The organism is Pseudomonas izuensis (genome assembly GCF_002356535.2).
Lineage (GTDB): Bacteria > Pseudomonadota > Gammaproteobacteria > Pseudomonadales > Pseudomonadaceae > Aquipseudomonas > Aquipseudomonas izuensis.
On record NZ_AP017423.2, the window covers coordinates 296310 to 311138 of the forward strand.

16 protein-coding genes and 1 tRNA gene are annotated in these 14829 nt (G+C 58.9%); 2 read left to right on the forward strand and 15 right to left on the reverse strand.

The window, feature by feature from the left end; all coding sequences use genetic code 11:
• Positions 1-151 precede the first annotated feature (151 nt).
• From LAB08_RS01350 to LAB08_RS01370, 5 genes are all read right to left on the reverse strand, one after another.
• Positions 152-1402 (reverse strand): methyltransferase, encoded by a 1251-nt coding sequence (locus tag LAB08_RS01350; RefSeq protein ID WP_096513882.1) that lies wholly within the window; start codon positions 1400-1402, stop codon positions 152-154.
• On the reverse strand, positions 1383-2072 hold the full coding sequence (locus LAB08_RS01355) for an ABC transporter permease (RefSeq protein ID WP_096513881.1): 690 nt from the start codon (positions 2070-2072) through the stop codon (positions 1383-1385). Before LAB08_RS01355 ends, LAB08_RS01350 begins: the two co-directional genes overlap by 20 nt.
• Positions 2069-2764, reverse strand: coding sequence for an ABC transporter permease (locus LAB08_RS01360; RefSeq protein ID WP_096513880.1), 696 nt, complete (start codon positions 2762-2764; stop codon positions 2069-2071). The genes LAB08_RS01355 and LAB08_RS01360 overlap by 4 nt, the downstream gene beginning before the upstream one ends.
• Positions 2765-2841: 77 nt before the next feature.
• Positions 2842-3591 (reverse strand): ABC transporter substrate-binding protein, encoded by a 750-nt coding sequence (locus LAB08_RS01365; RefSeq protein ID WP_096513879.1) that lies wholly within the window; start codon positions 3589-3591, stop codon positions 2842-2844.
• 13 nt (positions 3592-3604) lie between these two features.
• Positions 3605-4378 carry an ABC transporter ATP-binding protein gene (locus LAB08_RS01370; RefSeq protein WP_007972784.1) on the reverse strand — a complete coding sequence of 258 codons (774 nt, stop codon included), beginning with the start codon at positions 4376-4378 and terminating at the stop codon, positions 3605-3607.
• A gap of 562 nt (positions 4379-4940) precedes the next feature.
• Between LAB08_RS01370 and gabP the strand changes: the two genes are divergently transcribed.
• Positions 4941-6332, forward strand: coding sequence for a GABA permease (gene gabP, locus LAB08_RS01375; protein WP_096513878.1), 1392 nt, complete (start codon positions 4941-4943; stop codon positions 6330-6332).
• Between the two features lie 92 nt (positions 6333-6424).
• Here gabP and vapC read toward each other — a convergent pair whose 3' ends face one another.
• The 6 genes from vapC to LAB08_RS01405 form a co-directional block, all read right to left on the reverse strand.
• Entirely contained in the window at positions 6425-6832 is a 408-nt protein-coding gene (vapC, locus tag LAB08_RS01380) for a type II toxin-antitoxin system tRNA(fMet)-specific endonuclease VapC (protein ID WP_096513877.1), read from the reverse strand.
• Positions 6832-7062, reverse strand: coding sequence for a type II toxin-antitoxin system VapB family antitoxin (vapB, locus tag LAB08_RS01385; RefSeq protein ID WP_096513876.1), 231 nt, complete (start codon positions 7060-7062; stop codon positions 6832-6834). The genes vapC and vapB overlap by 1 nt, the downstream gene beginning before the upstream one ends.
• Before the next feature lie 174 nt (positions 7063-7236).
• Positions 7237-7689 carry a hypothetical protein gene (locus LAB08_RS01390; protein WP_096513875.1) on the reverse strand — a complete coding sequence of 151 codons (453 nt, stop codon included), beginning with the start codon at positions 7687-7689 and terminating at the stop codon, positions 7237-7239.
• A 6-nt stretch (positions 7690-7695) separates the two neighbouring features.
• On the reverse strand, positions 7696-8112 hold the full coding sequence (locus tag LAB08_RS01395) for a hypothetical protein (RefSeq protein ID WP_096513874.1): 417 nt from the start codon (positions 8110-8112) through the stop codon (positions 7696-7698).
• A 36-nt stretch (positions 8113-8148) separates the two neighbouring features.
• Positions 8149-9123, reverse strand: coding sequence for an alpha/beta hydrolase family protein (locus tag LAB08_RS01400; protein ID WP_096513873.1), 975 nt, complete (start codon positions 9121-9123; stop codon positions 8149-8151).
• Positions 9124-9191: 68 nt separating this feature from the next.
• The gene (locus LAB08_RS01405; RefSeq protein WP_096513872.1) at positions 9192-10250 is read right to left on the reverse strand and encodes a PDDEXK nuclease domain-containing protein; all 1059 of its coding nucleotides are present in this window, start codon (positions 10248-10250) and stop codon (positions 9192-9194) included.
• A 261-nt stretch (positions 10251-10511) separates the two neighbouring features.
• Here LAB08_RS01405 and LAB08_RS01410 point away from each other — a divergent pair, with 261 nt between their 5' ends.
• The gene (locus LAB08_RS01410; RefSeq protein WP_096513871.1) at positions 10512-10955 is read left to right on the forward strand and encodes a hypothetical protein; all 444 of its coding nucleotides are present in this window, start codon (positions 10512-10514) and stop codon (positions 10953-10955) included.
• Positions 10956-11031: 76 nt separating this feature from the next.
• On the opposite strand, the gene LAB08_RS01415 is transcribed toward LAB08_RS01410, so the two are convergent.
• The 4 genes from LAB08_RS01415 to LAB08_RS01430 all read right to left on the reverse strand — a co-directional run bounded on the left by LAB08_RS01415 (position 11032) and on the right by LAB08_RS01430 (position 14772).
• Positions 11032-11107 (reverse strand) — tRNA-Phe (locus tag LAB08_RS01415).
• Positions 11108-11210: 103 nt separating this feature from the next.
• Entirely contained in the window at positions 11211-11483 is a 273-nt protein-coding gene (locus tag LAB08_RS01420; RefSeq protein WP_007897448.1) for an oxidative damage protection protein, read from the reverse strand.
• Positions 11480-12547, reverse strand: coding sequence for an A/G-specific adenine glycosylase (gene mutY / locus LAB08_RS01425; protein ID WP_096513870.1), 1068 nt, complete (start codon positions 12545-12547; stop codon positions 11480-11482). Before mutY ends, LAB08_RS01420 begins: the two co-directional genes overlap by 4 nt.
• Entirely contained in the window at positions 12544-14772 is a 2229-nt protein-coding gene (locus LAB08_RS01430) for an AsmA family protein (RefSeq protein WP_096513869.1), read from the reverse strand. Before LAB08_RS01430 ends, mutY begins: the two co-directional genes overlap by 4 nt.
• Between the last annotated feature and the right edge of the window lie 57 nt (positions 14773-14829).

Consider the following 14829-nt stretch of genomic DNA (forward strand, 5'->3'; position numbering starts at 1 on the left):
ACAGTCAAGAGCAAAACTGTGGATCCGTTCCCATTTGTGCGCAAATCACTGTTTTTCGGGTTTTTTATTCAAGTGTACGAAAACTGAACAGTGTCGTTTCACCCCTGAAACAGCTGTAAATATTGGATCCGTTATAATTTAATCAACAGAGTTATCCACAGGCTTTGGGGCTCTGAGGGCGTTCCGCCAGGATCAGGAAATTGCGCGGGGTGAGCGGGGTTTTGCAGAAGGTGCCGAGGTGAACCGTATAACCCTGCTCATGCAGGAAAAGCGCTCGGTCGAGCACCAGCCAAAGCTCCAGTGGGCGTCGGAAAAGTCCGCGCAGTAACTCCAGATTGCGCACTTGCGCCAGGCGCTGCCAACCGGCGGCTTCCCGTGCTGACCAATCCTGCGGCCCTACTGTGGATAACTCCTTGAGTTGGGCCAAATGATGGCAATAGTCAGCGAAGGGTTTGTCCAGCCAGGCGCTGGGCAGGGACGGGGTCGGCAGGTATTCGTCAACGCCCCGCAACTGACGTTGCAGCAGGTCGAAAGCCAGGCGCCGGGCCATTGAGGTGTCACGCTGGCGTCGGACGCGAGCCCCGGCGGTGACGGTTTCGCTCATTGGTAGCGCGAGATCGTCGAGGGACAACTGTAGGTCAGAGGCGTGTGCAGCCGAGGAAAGCGGCGAGTACCGGGGAAGACTGATCCGGTTGTAGCAGCAAGGGGCGATGGCGAGTTGCTTGCAGCCTGCCGCACTGGCGAGCTCAATCAAGCGCACATGCAAGTCACCGCAGGCGTGAAGCGCGACGGGGGTGTGTTCAGCTTTCAATAAGGAAGGCGTGTTGGTTGCCAGAACATCCTGCTCGACATGCAGCGCATGCAGTTGATGGCGCTGGGTGAGGGCGTGACCACTGGCGACCAGCGCCGGATCGTATTCCAGGCAAGTCAGCTGTTGGCCGGTTTGCAGCAGTCTTCGCCCCAAGTGACCTTTACCCGAGCACCAGTCCAACCAATGCGTCGGCGCATCGGCAAACTGCAATCGACTGGCGAAGGCTTCGATCTGCTGCCACTTGCGACCCGGAACATCAACATTCAGTCGATGGCCTGCTGCTTCCAGCGCATGGGCGGGCAATTCATCCACAGCACTCAGCGCGAGAGACATCGCCGCCAAGGTCGCAAACGGTTCTGGCGCATCCATGAGGGCGGGTTCGTTGTGCGATTTTTCCGCGTCTTCCAGCGATCTGCCGCGTAGCCAGGCGGCCAACTCGGGGTAGGAAGTTTCCCAAGGCAGTTGCAGATGGGTGAACGGCCGTGGTTTCCACAGCGCCTGATGCGTTGTCAGATAAGCATCCAGCGCGGTGAAACGGGCGAGCAGGGCCTCGCCCGTCAACACATGGGCATCAACGGCCTTGGCAGGCATCGACGCGCAACCAGCGCTCCAACAGCTTGAAGCCGCGCACCAGCACATAAGCCATCAACAGGTAGAACATGCCCGCAGCGAAGAAGATCTCCACCGGCAGGTAGGTCCGGGCAATGATGGTCCTGGCCATGCCGGTCAGTTCCAGCAGGGTCACGGTGCTGGCCAGGGCGCTGGCCTTGAGCATCAGGATCACTTCGTTGCTGTAGGCCGGCAGGCCGATGCGTGCCGCCCGAGGCAGGATAATGTAGATAAGTGCCTTGGCCTTGGACATGCCCAGCGCCCGTGCCGCTTCGATCTCACCCGGTGGAATCGCCTGGATGGCGCCACGCAGGATCTCGGCGATATAGGCCGCGGTGTGCAGGGTCATGGTGGCCGTGGCGCACCAGAACGGATCACGCAGGTACGGCCACATGGAACTGTTACGGATCACGTCAAACTGCGCCAGGCCGTAGTAGACGAGGAAAAGTTGAACCAGCAGCGGCGTACCACGGAAAAAGAAGATATAGCCGTAGGGAAAAGCCCGCACCCACCACAGGCGCGACGAGCGGGCGATACCCAAGGGGATCGCCAGCAACAGGCCGGCAATCACGGCAATGGCCACCAATTCCAGGGTCAGGGTTGCTCCCTGGGTCAGTTTCGGCAGCCACTTGATAATGACTTCCCAGTTCATTGAGCACTCCTCGCGAAGCCGCGAGCGGCGCGTTTTTCCAGTAGATGCATGCCGGTCATGGCGAGAATCGTCAGACCCAGGTACATGAACGCGGCCACCATATAGAAGGTGAACGGTTGCTTGGACACGGTCACGCCGATTTGTGCATGGCGCATGATTTCTTCAAGGCCGATTACCGATACCAGCGCGGTGTCTTTCATCAGGATCATGAACAGATTGCCCAGGCCGGGCAGGGCAATGCGCCACATCTGCGGCATGATCAACTTGGTGAAGATGCGCCATTTCGACAAGCCCAGGGCCACGCCGGCCTCACGATGGCCTTTGGGAATGGCGAGGATCGCGCCACGAAACACTTCCGTGGCGTAGGCGCCGAAGCACAAGCCCAGTGCAATTACGCCGGCGGCGAAGGCATTGAGTTCCAGGTCGGGGTTGCCGAAGAACTCGCCCAGGGCACGCATCAGGTTGACCGTGCCGAAGTAGATCAGCAGCACCCAGAGCAATTCCGGAATACCGCGAACCAAGGTCGAATAAGTGCCGCCAAGCCATTGCAGTGGCTTGTACGGGGAGGTCTTGGCCAGGGCGCCGAGCAAACCGAGCACCAGCCCCAGGCTCAGGGCCGAGAGTGCCAGTTTCACAGTCATCAGCGCGCCGGCGGCAAGCGCCGGGCCGAATCCGTAGAGGTCGATAATCATGGATTTCTTTTCAAATCGCGGCAGGCAAGGCCGGGACCGGCGCCGTCACAGGGCGCCGCCGGTCCGGCAGGTCAGTATCAATAGATGCTGAACGGGAAGTACTTGTCGTTGATCTTCTTGTAGGTGCCGTCAGCGACGATTTCTTTCAGCGCAGTGTTCAGCTTGTCGCGGATCGGGTCGTTTTTACGCACGGCGATACCGATCTTGTCGCTTTCTTCCACCGGGTCGCCCTTGAATTCGTAGGATTTGCCGGCGTCGCTTTTCAGCCATTCATAGTTGACGTACTTGTCGGCGAGGATGGCGTCCAGGCGACCGGAAGTCAGGTCGAGGTAGGCGTTTTCCTGGGTGTCGTAGAGCTTGACGGTGATGTCGTCACCGAAGTGATCTTCCAGGAAGGTACCGGCCAGGGTCGCACGCTGGGCGCCGATCACCTTGCCTTTGAGCGAGTCCTTGTCGGTTTTGAAGTCGACGTTTTTAGGCGCGATGAATTGCAGTTTGTTGGAGTAGTACGGGTCGGTGAAGTCCACCGCTTGCTTGCGCTCGTCGGTAATCGACATCGACGAGATCAGGAAGTCGAATTTCTTGGCGTTCAGGGCCGGGATGATGCCGTCCCAGTCGGAGGTGACCACGGTGCATTCGACTTTCATCTTGGCGCACAGGGCGTCGCCGATTTCCTTGTCGAAGCCGACGACATTGCCACTGGCATCTTTGTTGTTGAACGGAGGATAGGCTGCTTCGATGCCCATCTTCAGGGTTTCAGCCATGGCGCCGGCGCTGAAGGCCAGGGTGACGGCCGCAGCCAGGAAGACCTTTTTGTAGTTCTGCATGTGGGTAGCTCCGTTAGCGGTTGCTGGACATGAATTGTTTGCAGCGTGCCGAAAGCGGGTTTTCAAACACCTGCTGTGGCGATCCTTGCTCTTCTACCAGGCCCTGGTGGAGAAACACCACTTCGCTGGAGACCTGACGGGCAAAGCCCATTTCATGGGTGACCAGCAGCATGGTGCGGCCTTCTTCGGCCAGTGCGCGGATGACATTAAGTACTTCCTGGACCATTTCCGGGTCAAGCGCGGAGGTGGGCTCGTCGAACAGGATGACCTTGGGTTGCATGGCCAGGGTGCGGGCGATGGCCGCGCGTTGTTGCTGGCCGCCGGACAGTTGCGCAGGGTAGGCGTGGCGCTTGTCGGCGATGCCGACCTTGGCCAGCAAGGCCTCGGCCACTTCGATGGCTTCGGCCTTACTCTGGCCGAGTACGCGGCGCGGCGCCTCGATGATGTTGTCGAGCACGCTCATGTGCGGCCACAGATTAAAGTTTTGAAACACAAAGCCTATTTCGCTACGCAGACGGTTGATCTGCTTGCCATCGGCAGCGACCAGTTCGCCGTTCTTTGCGGCTTTGAGCTTGAGTTCTTCGCCGGCCACCAGAATCTGGCCCTGGTGCGGGTTTTCCAGCAGGTTGATGCAACGCAGGAACGTGGACTTGCCGGAACCGGACGAACCCAGGATCGAGATCACATCGCCGTCGCGGGCGGTCAGCGAGATGCCTTTGAGCACCTCCAGCGAACCGTAGCGTTTGTGCAAGTTGCGGATTTCAAGCGCGGGCGTGGCCTCAGCCATGTCGTTCCTCATATATGTTGCGCTCCTGCTGTTGGTGGCCTTCCTGGCGAGGCGGCCAAGCTAGCATAGCGTTTCAAAGGCAGCCAACAGCGCTACGGGCAGTAAACGGGTGGCATGTGGCAGGTTGTCGCATCGGCACAGCAGACTGTCGCCCCATCAACAACCGAACAGCCGTTTGAACCCTGCAAGCGGGTAAAAGCGCGGTGCTGTCGCGTAAAAAAGGGCGCGATGTTGCCAGCTTTGACGGGGTGTTGGAAGCGCTAACCGGCCGAACGTTCCAGATCTGCACTTTTATTGTGCGTCATGTCGTTTTTAGATGTGTTTCCGGTGCGCAGATTCGTTCCCGAAGTGGGTCGCAGGGTAACGCTTTGGCAAAGTGCCATTACTTTCAATGACTTGCGATGACTGTCCGGTCCGGTCGAAATCGCCGGGGTAGACGCTTTTGAAACATTTTGGCGCAATTATTGCGTGCAGATTCCGGAACGCTCCGTTGGTTTCTTTTTACAGAAGGGAAATTCAGGCGGGACGCACGCATTCGCTTTTCCTTACAAAGGTAGTTTCAATGAGCAGTACCCAAAGCTCTAATGGCCTCGAACAGGGGCTTAAACCGCGTCATGTGACCATGCTGTCGATCGCCGGGGTTATCGGCGCCGGCCTGTTCGTAGGCTCGGGCCACGCTATCGCTGCTGCAGGCCCGGCCGTGCTGTTGGCCTATGCCGCCGCCGGTATGCTGGTGGTGTTGGTGATGCGCATGCTGGGTGAAATGGCAGTTGCTTCGCCAGACACCGGCTCTTTCTCCACCTACGCCGATCGCGCGATCGGTCACTGGGCCGGTTTCACCATCGGCTGGCTGTACTGGTGGTTCTGGGTTCTCGTCATCCCGCTGGAGGCCAACGCCGCCGCAACCATCCTGCATGCCTGGTTCCCTGGCGTGGACATCTGGGCCTTCGCCCTGGTGATCACCATGCTGTTGACCGTGACCAACCTGTTCAGCGTGAAGAACTACGGCGAGTTCGAGTTCTGGTTCGCCCTGATCAAGGTCCTGGCGATCATCGGCTTCATCGTTCTGGGCGTCATGGCTATCTTCGGCTTCCTGCCGGGCAGCCAGGTCAGCGGTGTTTCCCATCTGTTCGACACCCAGGGCTTCCTGCCAAACGGCATGGGCGCGGTGTTGGGTGCCATCCTGACCACCATGTTCTCCTTCATGGGCACCGAGATCGTGACCATCGCGGCCGCGGAATCGAAGAACCCTGGCAAGCAAATCTCCAAGGCCACCAATTCGGTGATCTGGCGTATCGGCTTGTTCTACCTCGTATCGATCTTCATCGTCGTGGCCCTGGTGCCATGGAACGATCCGGTACTGGCCAGCCTGGGTTCCTACCAGACAGTGCTTGAGCGCATGGGTATCCCTAACGCCAAGATGATCGTCGACATCGTAGTATTGGTTGCTGTGACCAGCTGCCTGAACTCGGCGCTCTACACGTCGTCGCGCATGCTGTTCTCCCTGGGCAAGCGTGGTGATGCACCGGCTATGTCCACGCGCACCAACAAAAGCGGCACGCCTTACTGGGCTGTCATGCTGTCCACTGGCGCAGCGTTCCTGGCAACCTTCGCCAACTACGTGGCCCCGGCTGCGGTGTTCGAGTTCCTGCTGGCCAGCTCCGGCGCCATTGCGCTGCTGGTGTACCTGGTGATTGCGATCTCGCAACTGCGCATGCGTAAACAGCGTATGGCGCGCGGCGAGAAAATCGTCTTCAGCATGTGGCTGTTCCCGGGCCTGACCTACGCGGTGATCGTATTCATCGTCGGTGCCCTGACCATCATGCTGTTCCAGGAAGCCCATCGCGTGGAAATCCTCGCGACCGGTCTGCTCAGCGCTCTGGTCGTCGCTGCCGGCTTGCTGGTTGCCCGCCGTCGTCGCGACGAGCAGGTGGTTGCGGCAGTCGCACGCTGAGCCTTCTGGCTCAAGCTGGATTGTTGAAATGAAAAACGGCCGCTGTCAGTGATGACAAGCGGCCGTTTTTGTTTTCGTGGGCATGGCTCGATTTAGCGCGGGCTAACCCAGTCTTCTACCCGCAACCCCGGTACTCGCTCGAACTCCCGAGTGTTGTTCGTTACCACGATGAAGCCGCGAGAGCGCGCGTGACCGGCAATCATTTGGTCAAAGGGGCCGATTGGCGTGCCGATCTTTGCCAATTCAGATCGAATCATTCCCGTATGCGCAGCCGCCTCTTTGTCGAAAGAAAAAACTTCGAGACGAGCAGCAAATCCCTCGATGAGTGCCAGGTTTTTCTCGGGTGCTGCGGATTTCTCCGCACCGTAAATCAACTCCATCAGAGTGACAGTGCTAATGCACAGCTGGTCATGATGGCGATTGAACGCTTCGCGTACGATCTGTGGCTTGTTTTTGATGGTGTAGATGCAGATGTTGGTGTCCAGCATGTATTTGATCATCAGAACGACTCGCGCTCCTGATCGGCGGGTTGCTCGCGGTCGGTCATGAAGTCTGGGCTAACGCTTTCGCCGTCGAACCAGCTATCCCAGGTTTCACCGGCAGGGGTAATGATGCGGGCTCTGCCAACGGCAATGACGCTCACCCGTGTTACCTCACTGGGCATTGCTACAGCCTTGGGTAGACGAACTGCCTGGCTTCGATTGCTCATGAAAATGGTGGTGTGTTCCATTGTGGTCTCCTGCATCTAGCGCTATGGAGCAAAGGATAGATTTCAGGTGGGATATGTCAATGGGATATACGTAGTCCCGGACGGAAGGGTGTTTTGCTCAGGCTAAAAAAACGGCCGCTGTCAGTGATGACAAGCGGCCGTTTTGTTTTGGCGGATCGGCGTGAGTTGTAACCCTTACTCGGCTTTCTCTTCCGGCGTATCCAGCGTCTGGCGGTAGACGTCCAGGGCATCGCCGAAGTCGGCAATGAACTGCGGCTCGCTCAGCCAGGCCTGGGCGGCATCGCGGTCCATGCCGTCAGCCCACATGCGGTAGTCGATCAGCATGTCGGCGGCCAGGTGGGTGGCGGCCATGCCTTCGTCATCGGCGTTTTCCATGTCCAGCAGTTCTGGATGGTCGATGATGATAAAGGCGAGATTCGTCAGCAGTACGGAGAGCATTTCGCTGCGGCTGATAGCTTCCGCGTCGCGCATTTTGCTGAACATCGCCAGGGTGTAGTCCGGGATCGGCTCGCCGATTTCACCCAGATCATCGTCCAGCGCGACGGGTTTTCTGCCGTGGATATTGATTTGCTTGGCTTTGGCTTTTGCGCGTTTGGCGCGTTTCTGTTGCTTGTTCAGGGAGGCCATGGGAGCTCAGTTCGGTTTCTGTTGGGTTTGCGCGGCAATGGCGTCGGACGCCGCCACGTAGTCAGCCTGGAAGGCCGGTGATTCGATCCACGCCAGGGCGCCGGCTTCGTCGGTTTCGGTGGACCATTGGCGATACTCGATCAGCGCGGCGAGGATAAAGTCCATCGCGCCTTCTTCGCCTTCCTGCTCGTACACCAGTTCCAGCAGCGGGTCTTCGAGGAAGGCCGTGCACATGGCTTGCTGGCTGATCTTTTCGGCGTCGATCATTTTCTTGAACAGTTCGGTCAGGTCCACCGATTCGAAATCAATGCGGTCGTCATTCGGGTCCAGTTCGACCGGCGTGGCGGCGCGTTGAGTGCGGTTCTGCTTGGCCTTGGCCTTGGCGCGCGAGGCGCGTTTTTGCTGCTTGTTGGCGGAGGCCATGAGCGTCGTTCCGTAATTCGTGGAAAGGGCAGTGACTCAGTTGCGTGGCACTGTCCGCCCGGGTGTACCGGGGGCCAGCTCGCCGTTTTGCAGCCAGGACAATGCAATGGGCCATAGTGTGGCTTGGTATGCGCTGCGAAAAAAGGCGAAATGTCCGACTTCTGCTTCGCCGATGTCTTCGGGCGCTATGCGCAGGTGAGTATTGAGGCTGCCAGTGAAGTAACCAAGCAGGCGTTCGATGGCCGGGACGGTACCGTAGGGGTCATCGCTGATGCTGATCGCCAGGATTTTCGCATTGACGGTGGCGAAGGGGAGGCGACCGGTGGTTGCGTGGGCTGCACGGCCGCTGGGGCGCGTTTCGTAGCGGGCAGTGGGCGTGCTCCAGTCACGGACCACGCCGGCGGGCGTGTCTTCGAGCCAGCCGAGGCGCTTGCCGGGAAAGAATCCGCAGATCATCGTCACTATCGGCATCACCACATGCCATTTGCCGAACATCCGCCAGCGGTGAGCGGGCGCGTAGTCGCGCCAGTAAGCGAATTGTGCGCCAACGGTCACCAGGTGCCGGATCAGCGCCCCTGACGCCCCCAGCCCCGCTGCACAGCCGCCAAAGCTGTGACCGACGACATCGATCGGCTGCCCGGGAAACTCGCGCTGTGCGCGCTTGAGCATCGCTTCAAAATCCAGCGCGCCCCAATCGGTCCACGAGGCCTGAAGCCCTTTGAGCGAAGCGGGGCGCGATTCGCCGATGCCACGGTAGTCGTAGGTGATCACATCGAAGCCGTTGGCGAACAGGTAATCGGCGAAACGCGAGTAGTGTCGACAGCGGACCGAGGTAGCGGCGTTAATGATCACCGCTGGGCGAGTGAGGTCCGTATCGGCATGCCGCCACATGAAGCCGCCGAGAGTGAAGCCATCGGCGGCGGGTTGCCTGAAGGGCTCGGCAACGGTGTCTGTTGCCAGTGGCAACTCGATTTGAGTGGGGGCCAGTGGAGGCATGTCCTGCAAATTCATCGTCTTCAGACCTTTGCGGGTAGCTGCCAACGATAGTCTTTGTGTTGTGGATGAACAATCCGCCCTTTCTATTCGGGCATCTGATTGAGCAGGCGCTCCTCGATCAGCGCTCGTTCCCGATCCAGTTCCGCCCGCAGTTCATCCTCGCTCGGGAGTACCAACTTATACTTGCTGGCGAAGAGTTGTTCATTGCCCTGCAGTACCGAGTAGCGCACCACAGAGTCGTTTTTTTGCGCGCAAAGAATAATGCCGACGGTGGGCCCGTCCTTCTCTCTGCGTTTGAGGTCGTCGTACATACGCACATACATGTCCATCTGTCCGACATCCTGATGTGTCAATTCACCGCGCTTGAGATCGAAGATGACGAAACAATTGAGCAGATAGTTATAGAACACCAGGTCAATGTAGAAGTCTCGTCCTTCGGTACTGATACGCTGTTGACGGGCGATGAAAGCGAACCCTTTGCCCAACTCAAGCAGGAAACCCTGAAGCTGTTCGATCAGGGCTTGTTCGAGCCTGGTTTCCAAAACAACTCCAGTATTGGGCAGGCCAAGAAACTCCAGCATCACGGGGTCCCGGATGAAATCCCTGGGGTCTTTGTTCATTGCATGGATGTTGGTGGCGGCTTCTTCCATGACAGCAGGCTTGTCACGGCTCATCAGCAGTCGCTCGTAATAGAGCGTGTTGATCTGGCGCTCCAGGCTGCGGCTTGACCAGTTCTGGGTGGCGGCTTCGTCCATGTACCACTTGCGTGCCTTTTCACTGTCCACTCGCAGAAGCCTGCGGTAATGCGTCCAGCTCAATTCGAGACGCAGTGCGTCTCGAATTGGAAACGCTTGATAGAACAGTCGCATTTTTCGCAAATTGGTCTCGTCAAACCCCTTTCCGAACTCCACTGTCAGTACCTTTGCAAGCGATGCCAGCAATTGCTTGCCGTATACCGCACGCCTAGCGCCCCCTTGTTCAAATTCCACTATGTGCCGCCCGATCTGCCAGTAGGTTTGTACCTGGGCGGTATCGACGGCTCGCTGAACTGTCAGCCGCGCCTGGCGGATCAAATTGCCAAGGTCGCCCAGCAGCGACGCGATATTTTGATCTTCTGTGTTTTCGGGCGTTATGGCGCTCATTAGATCTTCCGCGAGTGATTGAACAGGCAGAAAAGGATGCCAAGAGCGCACGTGTCAAAGATGCAGGGCGCAGCCTGAAAACCGGAAGGAAATGGCGGACTTGTTGGCAGGACCAACCTGATGGCAGGTGAGGTATATGGATCAAATCACGTAGTACGTTTCGTACTGGACCCAAGTACAAATCGATCTAAAACACGACCACGGCGCCCGAAATCAAAATTATGTAACGATTGGGTTCTGTGGAGCCCGGGAGTCGTCATCATGAAGCGTTTTAGTTCACTGATGTTGCCCCTCGCCACGGTCGGCGTGTTGATGTTTCCAGCCATGATGCAAGCCGCCAGTCTTGATCCTGTCGACACCGCTGGCGTGCAGGTTCAGAGGCAGGAACAGAACGGGATTGCTTACTTGTCCGGCGGTATCGGTGAGGATGAGTCCAAAGCGATCCAGCAAACCACGGGCTACAACCTGCACATGACCTTCTCTGTCGGGTCTCTGAATGAATACATACCCGATGTGACCCTGGTTATCGAGAAGGCTAAAGGGCAGCCCGTACTGACGCTGAATAACGCCGGTCCGCTGGTTTATGTGCAACTGCCAGCCGGCAAATACACCGTCACCGCGACGCGCAATGGAGAGGTACGGCACGATGTTGCCGATATTGGCAGCGGCGCAGCCCGTAATCTGGTGTTCCACTGGAACAGCTAAGGCCGGAAGAAGTGGTCACCATTAAACTGCGGGCATAAAAAAACCCTGAATCTTTCGATTCAGGGTTTTCGGTATTTGGTGCCCAGAGACGGAATCGAACCGCCGACACGGGGATTTTCAATCCCCTGCTCTACCGACTGAGCTATCTGGGCAACGGGGCGCATTAAACGGGTTTTTCAGGGGGTCGTCAAGCAAGTTTTCAAAAAAAATTTAATTATTACCGTCGCTTACGATCCGACCCCCGAATTCACGGGCTTACTCGGCAGGCGGAACGTAGCCTTCGGCCTTGGCGTATTCTTCGCCGGAGAAGAACTTGTCCATTTCGCCCTGAAGATATTTACGGTCTTCGGCGTTCATCATGTTCAAGCGCTTTTCGTTGATCAGCAGGGTTTGGTGTTTTTGCCAATCGGCCCATGCCTTGGCGGAGACGTGGTCAAAAATGTCCTGGCCTTTGGCGCCCGGGAAAGGCGCGCGCTCCAGGGCAGGCAATTCTTCTTTGTACTTGCGGCACATGATGGTGCGGGTCATGACGACTCTCCTGCGTTCAATACGACGGCCGCGCGTTCGAGCAAGGTTTTGACCGGGGCGGCGAGGCCCAGGCGCGGCGGGGTGGCGAGGTTATACCAGAGCCAGTCGGCCTCGGCCACGTGATGGCCAACCTCCTGGACCTGAACCAGCCAGGGTTCGATGGACAACTGAAAATGGCTGAAGGTGTGCACCAGGCCCGGCAGCGCCTGCTGTGCGCCCAGTTCCAGCGAATGCTGCGAAGCCAGATGTTGCAGGTCGTCGAGGTCGTCGAGTTCCGGCAAGCTCCACAGGCCGCCCCACAGGCCCGTGGAAGGGCGACGGTAGAGCAGGATCGCACCTTCCCCGTTGGCGAGCATCGGCATCAGCGTGCGCTTCTGCGGGATGGCTTTGCGCGGCTTGGGGATCGGGTAACGGGTTTCCAGGCCCAGCATGTGCGCTTCGCAGCCCTTTTCCAGCGGGCAGAGCAGGCAGCTCGGCTTGCTGCGGGTGCAGAGTGTCGCGCCCAGGTCCATCATCGCCTGGGTGTAGGCGTTGACCCGATCATGTGGCGTGAAGCGCTCAGCGTTGGCCCACAGCTGTTTGGCGACCTTCGGCTCGCCGGGGTAGCCCTCTTGCGCGGTAAAGCGCGCCAGCACCCGTTTGACGTTGCCGTCGAGGATCGGCGCGCGCAGGCCCATGCTGATACTGGCAATGGCGCCGGCAGTGGACAGGCCGATGCCCGGCAGGTCGGTGAGCTTTTCCACGTCCCGGGGAAATTCGCCGCCGTACTGCTCGACGACGATCTTCGCGGTCTTCTGCAGATTGCGCGCGCGGGTGTAGTAACCCAGCCCCGTCCACAGGTGCAGCACTTCATCCTCTGGCGCAGCAGCCAGGGCTTCGACCGTCGGCAGCGAGGCCATGAAACGGTCGAAGTAATTCAGCACGGTGCTGACCTGGGTTTGCTGCAACATGATTTCCGAGACCCAGACCCGATAGGGGTTGATGTCCTGCTGCCAGGGCAAATCGTGACGGCCGTGGCGGTCGAACCAGTCCAGCACCGCCGTTGAAAACTGCTCGGATCTCATCGCTTGAAAAGCCCCTTGAGTGCATCTTTGAGTTCCGGGCTGACTTTGTCGCCAAGCTTTTCGTCGATTTTCTCGCTGATCCGCTCGCCAGCCAGTTTGCTCGCGACCTGACCCATGCGTTCGTTATCCAGTCGGCAGGCCTTGGCGCCCAGTTCCAGGGGGCCGCGGCAACGTAGCGGCCACTCGATGCCGACGAATTTCTCGCCCACCTGGCAGGCCGGGTCGGGCATGTCGCTCTTGTCGCCTTCGACGATGATGCCTACGCGGTAGTCCATGCCCAGTATCCGCAGATCGACATCACCGTCGCCATTGACGGTCATGCCCGGGATGCGCACTTTCAGGTCCGGGTTGCTCGCCACACCGTTACGGAAACTCAGGTTGCCCTTGAGTTCCTCAAAGGGTGTGTCTTTGCCCCGGGGCTCACTGCTGAGGGTTTTGCGGTTGAGCGTGGCGATGCCTTTGCACAGTTGTTGCTCGAGGTTGGCATTGAGCAGCACGCCATTATTGATGACGAAACTGGCGGTGCCGTTGAGGGTTTCGATCAGTGCTTTCTGGCTGTTGCCACTGCCGGTCAAGGTGCTGTTGAGTGTGACGAGGCCTTTGACCGGTGGATTTTTGCCCTGGCTTTCGAGGATTTTCTCCGCCGGTACCCGGCTGATCTGCGTCTGCATGTTCAGCACGGGCGCCTGCTGGCGCACATCGAGGGTGCCCTTGGCTTCGAAGTTGCCTTCGTACAGATCGCCGCGCAGGTTCGTCAGCGTCAGCAAGCCCCCTTGGCCGTTGGCTTTGAGCGCGGCGTTGTGGATCGGCAGTTTTTCCAGGGTCAACTGGCCGAAAGTCAGGTCGGCGTCCACATCCAGTTTGCTCAGGCGCTCCACCGGCAACAGGCGTTCGTTGCTCCACGCCTCTTTGGTTGGCGCTGGCGGCAGCGGTGTGCTGCCGGCGCCCGCCAAGGCATTGGCTTCGGTGCTGGCGACTTCGGCCTGGCGCACCTGTTTCGCACTGTTGGCTTCGGCCGACTTTGGCGGCAGGTAACGGTCAACGTTGAAAGTGTCCGCCTTGAGGGTTGCACGCAGCGATTGCTTGGCGAAGTCCTCCACGGCGATTCGGCCGCTGAAGGTGCTGTCGTCGACCTTCAGGTTGATGTCATCCAGCGTGAGGCTGGTGGGGCTAGCTGCGACGCGGCTGACCAGTTCAACCTTGCTCAGGCTGCCTTCGCCCATCGCCGGGAGTTTCTGGCCGATGCTGTCGACGAATTTCGCCAGGTCGAACTGGGCAATCGACAGGCCACCGCTGACTTGCGGGGTCTTGTCGAGGTCATTGACCTTCAGCTCGCCCAATGCACGCAGTTGGTTGGCAGAGATCTTTATACCGGTCCATTCTGCGACATTGGCGGCCTTGTCCAGCAGCAGTTGGCCCTGGGCAGCGAAGGTCATGGTCTTGCCTTGCAGTGGATCGCCGGCGACTTCACCGGATAGCTTCATGTCTTCGAGCTTGTAGCGCTGCAACGCGCGCTCGAAACGCAGCTCGCCGTTGAGTTCGGTGCGCACCCGCAGGACCGGTTGGTTGGTGCCCAGAAATGCAGTGAGCTTGACTGGAATGTTGGTGGAGTCATGCACCGGGCCAGTGCTCAACTGGATGCTTTCGGCGCTGAACTGCCGGCCGGTTTTCTCGTCGCTGTATTCGACGCGGGCGTTGTTGACGGTCAGGCTGTCGATGTCCAGGCGAACCGGCTGAGCCGGCTTCTCTGCTTGAGCGGTGGGTTGCGTTTCAGGCGTGCCGGTGGTGGCGGGAGGTGTGCCGGTAGTGTTCGCAGCGGTGGGCACCTTGCCGATGTCTTCCCAGTTGCCATGACCGTCCTTGTCGCGGTTCAGGCGCAGGTTCAGGCCTTCGACGCGCACGTCGCTCATCTGCACTTCCCGGCGCAGCAGCGGCAGCACGCGCACCGACAGGCCGAGCATCTGCAAATCGGCGAACGGCTCGGCGGGTTTGGCCAGGGTCGCCACAGCGGCGTCGTGCAGCTCAAGGCCCAGCCACGGGAACAGGCTCCAGCCGATATCGCCATTGAGCGTCAGCTCGATGTGGGCTTTGTCGCGGGCAATCTGGCGGATCTCGTCTTTGTAGTCGTTGGGATCGAAGAGGTGGGTCAGGGCAAAGCCCAACGCCACGATGATCAGCAACAACCCGAGAAGTACCAGACCCAGGATTTTGCCGAACGCTTTCATGGGCGAGTCCTTGTAGTTAGTCGAATTCGAAATTTAGCCGAGGAGTATAGCGCTCCA

What these genes read in the sequence shown, in the direction of transcription:
- LAB08_RS01360 (WP_096513880.1), bottom strand. Translation starts at nt 2,764, where the DNA reads ATGATTATCGACCTCTACGGATTCGGCCCGGCGCTTGCCGCCGGCGCG.
- LAB08_RS01365 (WP_096513879.1), bottom strand. Translation starts at nt 3,591, where the DNA reads ATGCAGAACTACAAAAAGGTCTTCCTGGCTGCGGCCGTCACCCTGGCC.
- mutY (WP_096513870.1), bottom strand. Translation starts at nt 12,547, where the DNA reads ATGAGATCCGAGCAGTTTTCAACGGCGGTGCTGGACTGGTTCGACCGC.
- gabP (WP_096513878.1), top strand. Translation starts at nt 4,941, where the DNA reads ATGAGCAGTACCCAAAGCTCTAATGGCCTCGAACAGGGGCTTAAACCG.
- LAB08_RS01395 (WP_096513874.1), bottom strand. Translation starts at nt 8,112, where the DNA reads ATGGCCTCCGCCAACAAGCAGCAAAAACGCGCCTCGCGCGCCAAGGCC.
- LAB08_RS01410 (WP_096513871.1), top strand. Translation starts at nt 10,512, where the DNA reads ATGAAGCGTTTTAGTTCACTGATGTTGCCCCTCGCCACGGTCGGCGTG.
- LAB08_RS01400 (WP_096513873.1), bottom strand. Translation starts at nt 9,123, where the DNA reads ATGAATTTGCAGGACATGCCTCCACTGGCCCCCACTCAAATCGAGTTG.
- LAB08_RS01350 (WP_096513882.1), bottom strand. Translation starts at nt 1,402, where the DNA reads ATGCCTGCCAAGGCCGTTGATGCCCATGTGTTGACGGGCGAGGCCCTG.
- LAB08_RS01355 (WP_096513881.1), bottom strand. Translation starts at nt 2,072, where the DNA reads ATGAACTGGGAAGTCATTATCAAGTGGCTGCCGAAACTGACCCAGGGA.
- LAB08_RS01420 (WP_007897448.1), bottom strand. Translation starts at nt 11,483, where the DNA reads ATGACCCGCACCATCATGTGCCGCAAGTACAAAGAAGAATTGCCTGCC.
- vapC (WP_096513877.1), bottom strand. Translation starts at nt 6,832, where the DNA reads ATGATCAAATACATGCTGGACACCAACATCTGCATCTACACCATCAAA.
- LAB08_RS01390 (WP_096513875.1), bottom strand. Translation starts at nt 7,689, where the DNA reads ATGGCCTCCCTGAACAAGCAACAGAAACGCGCCAAACGCGCAAAAGCC.
- LAB08_RS01370 (WP_007972784.1), bottom strand. Translation starts at nt 4,378, where the DNA reads ATGGCTGAGGCCACGCCCGCGCTTGAAATCCGCAACTTGCACAAACGC.
- LAB08_RS01405 (WP_096513872.1), bottom strand. Translation starts at nt 10,250, where the DNA reads ATGAGCGCCATAACGCCCGAAAACACAGAAGATCAAAATATCGCGTCG.
- vapB (WP_096513876.1), bottom strand. Translation starts at nt 7,062, where the DNA reads ATGGAACACACCACCATTTTCATGAGCAATCGAAGCCAGGCAGTTCGT.
- LAB08_RS01430 (WP_096513869.1), bottom strand. Translation starts at nt 14,772, where the DNA reads ATGAAAGCGTTCGGCAAAATCCTGGGTCTGGTACTTCTCGGGTTGTTG.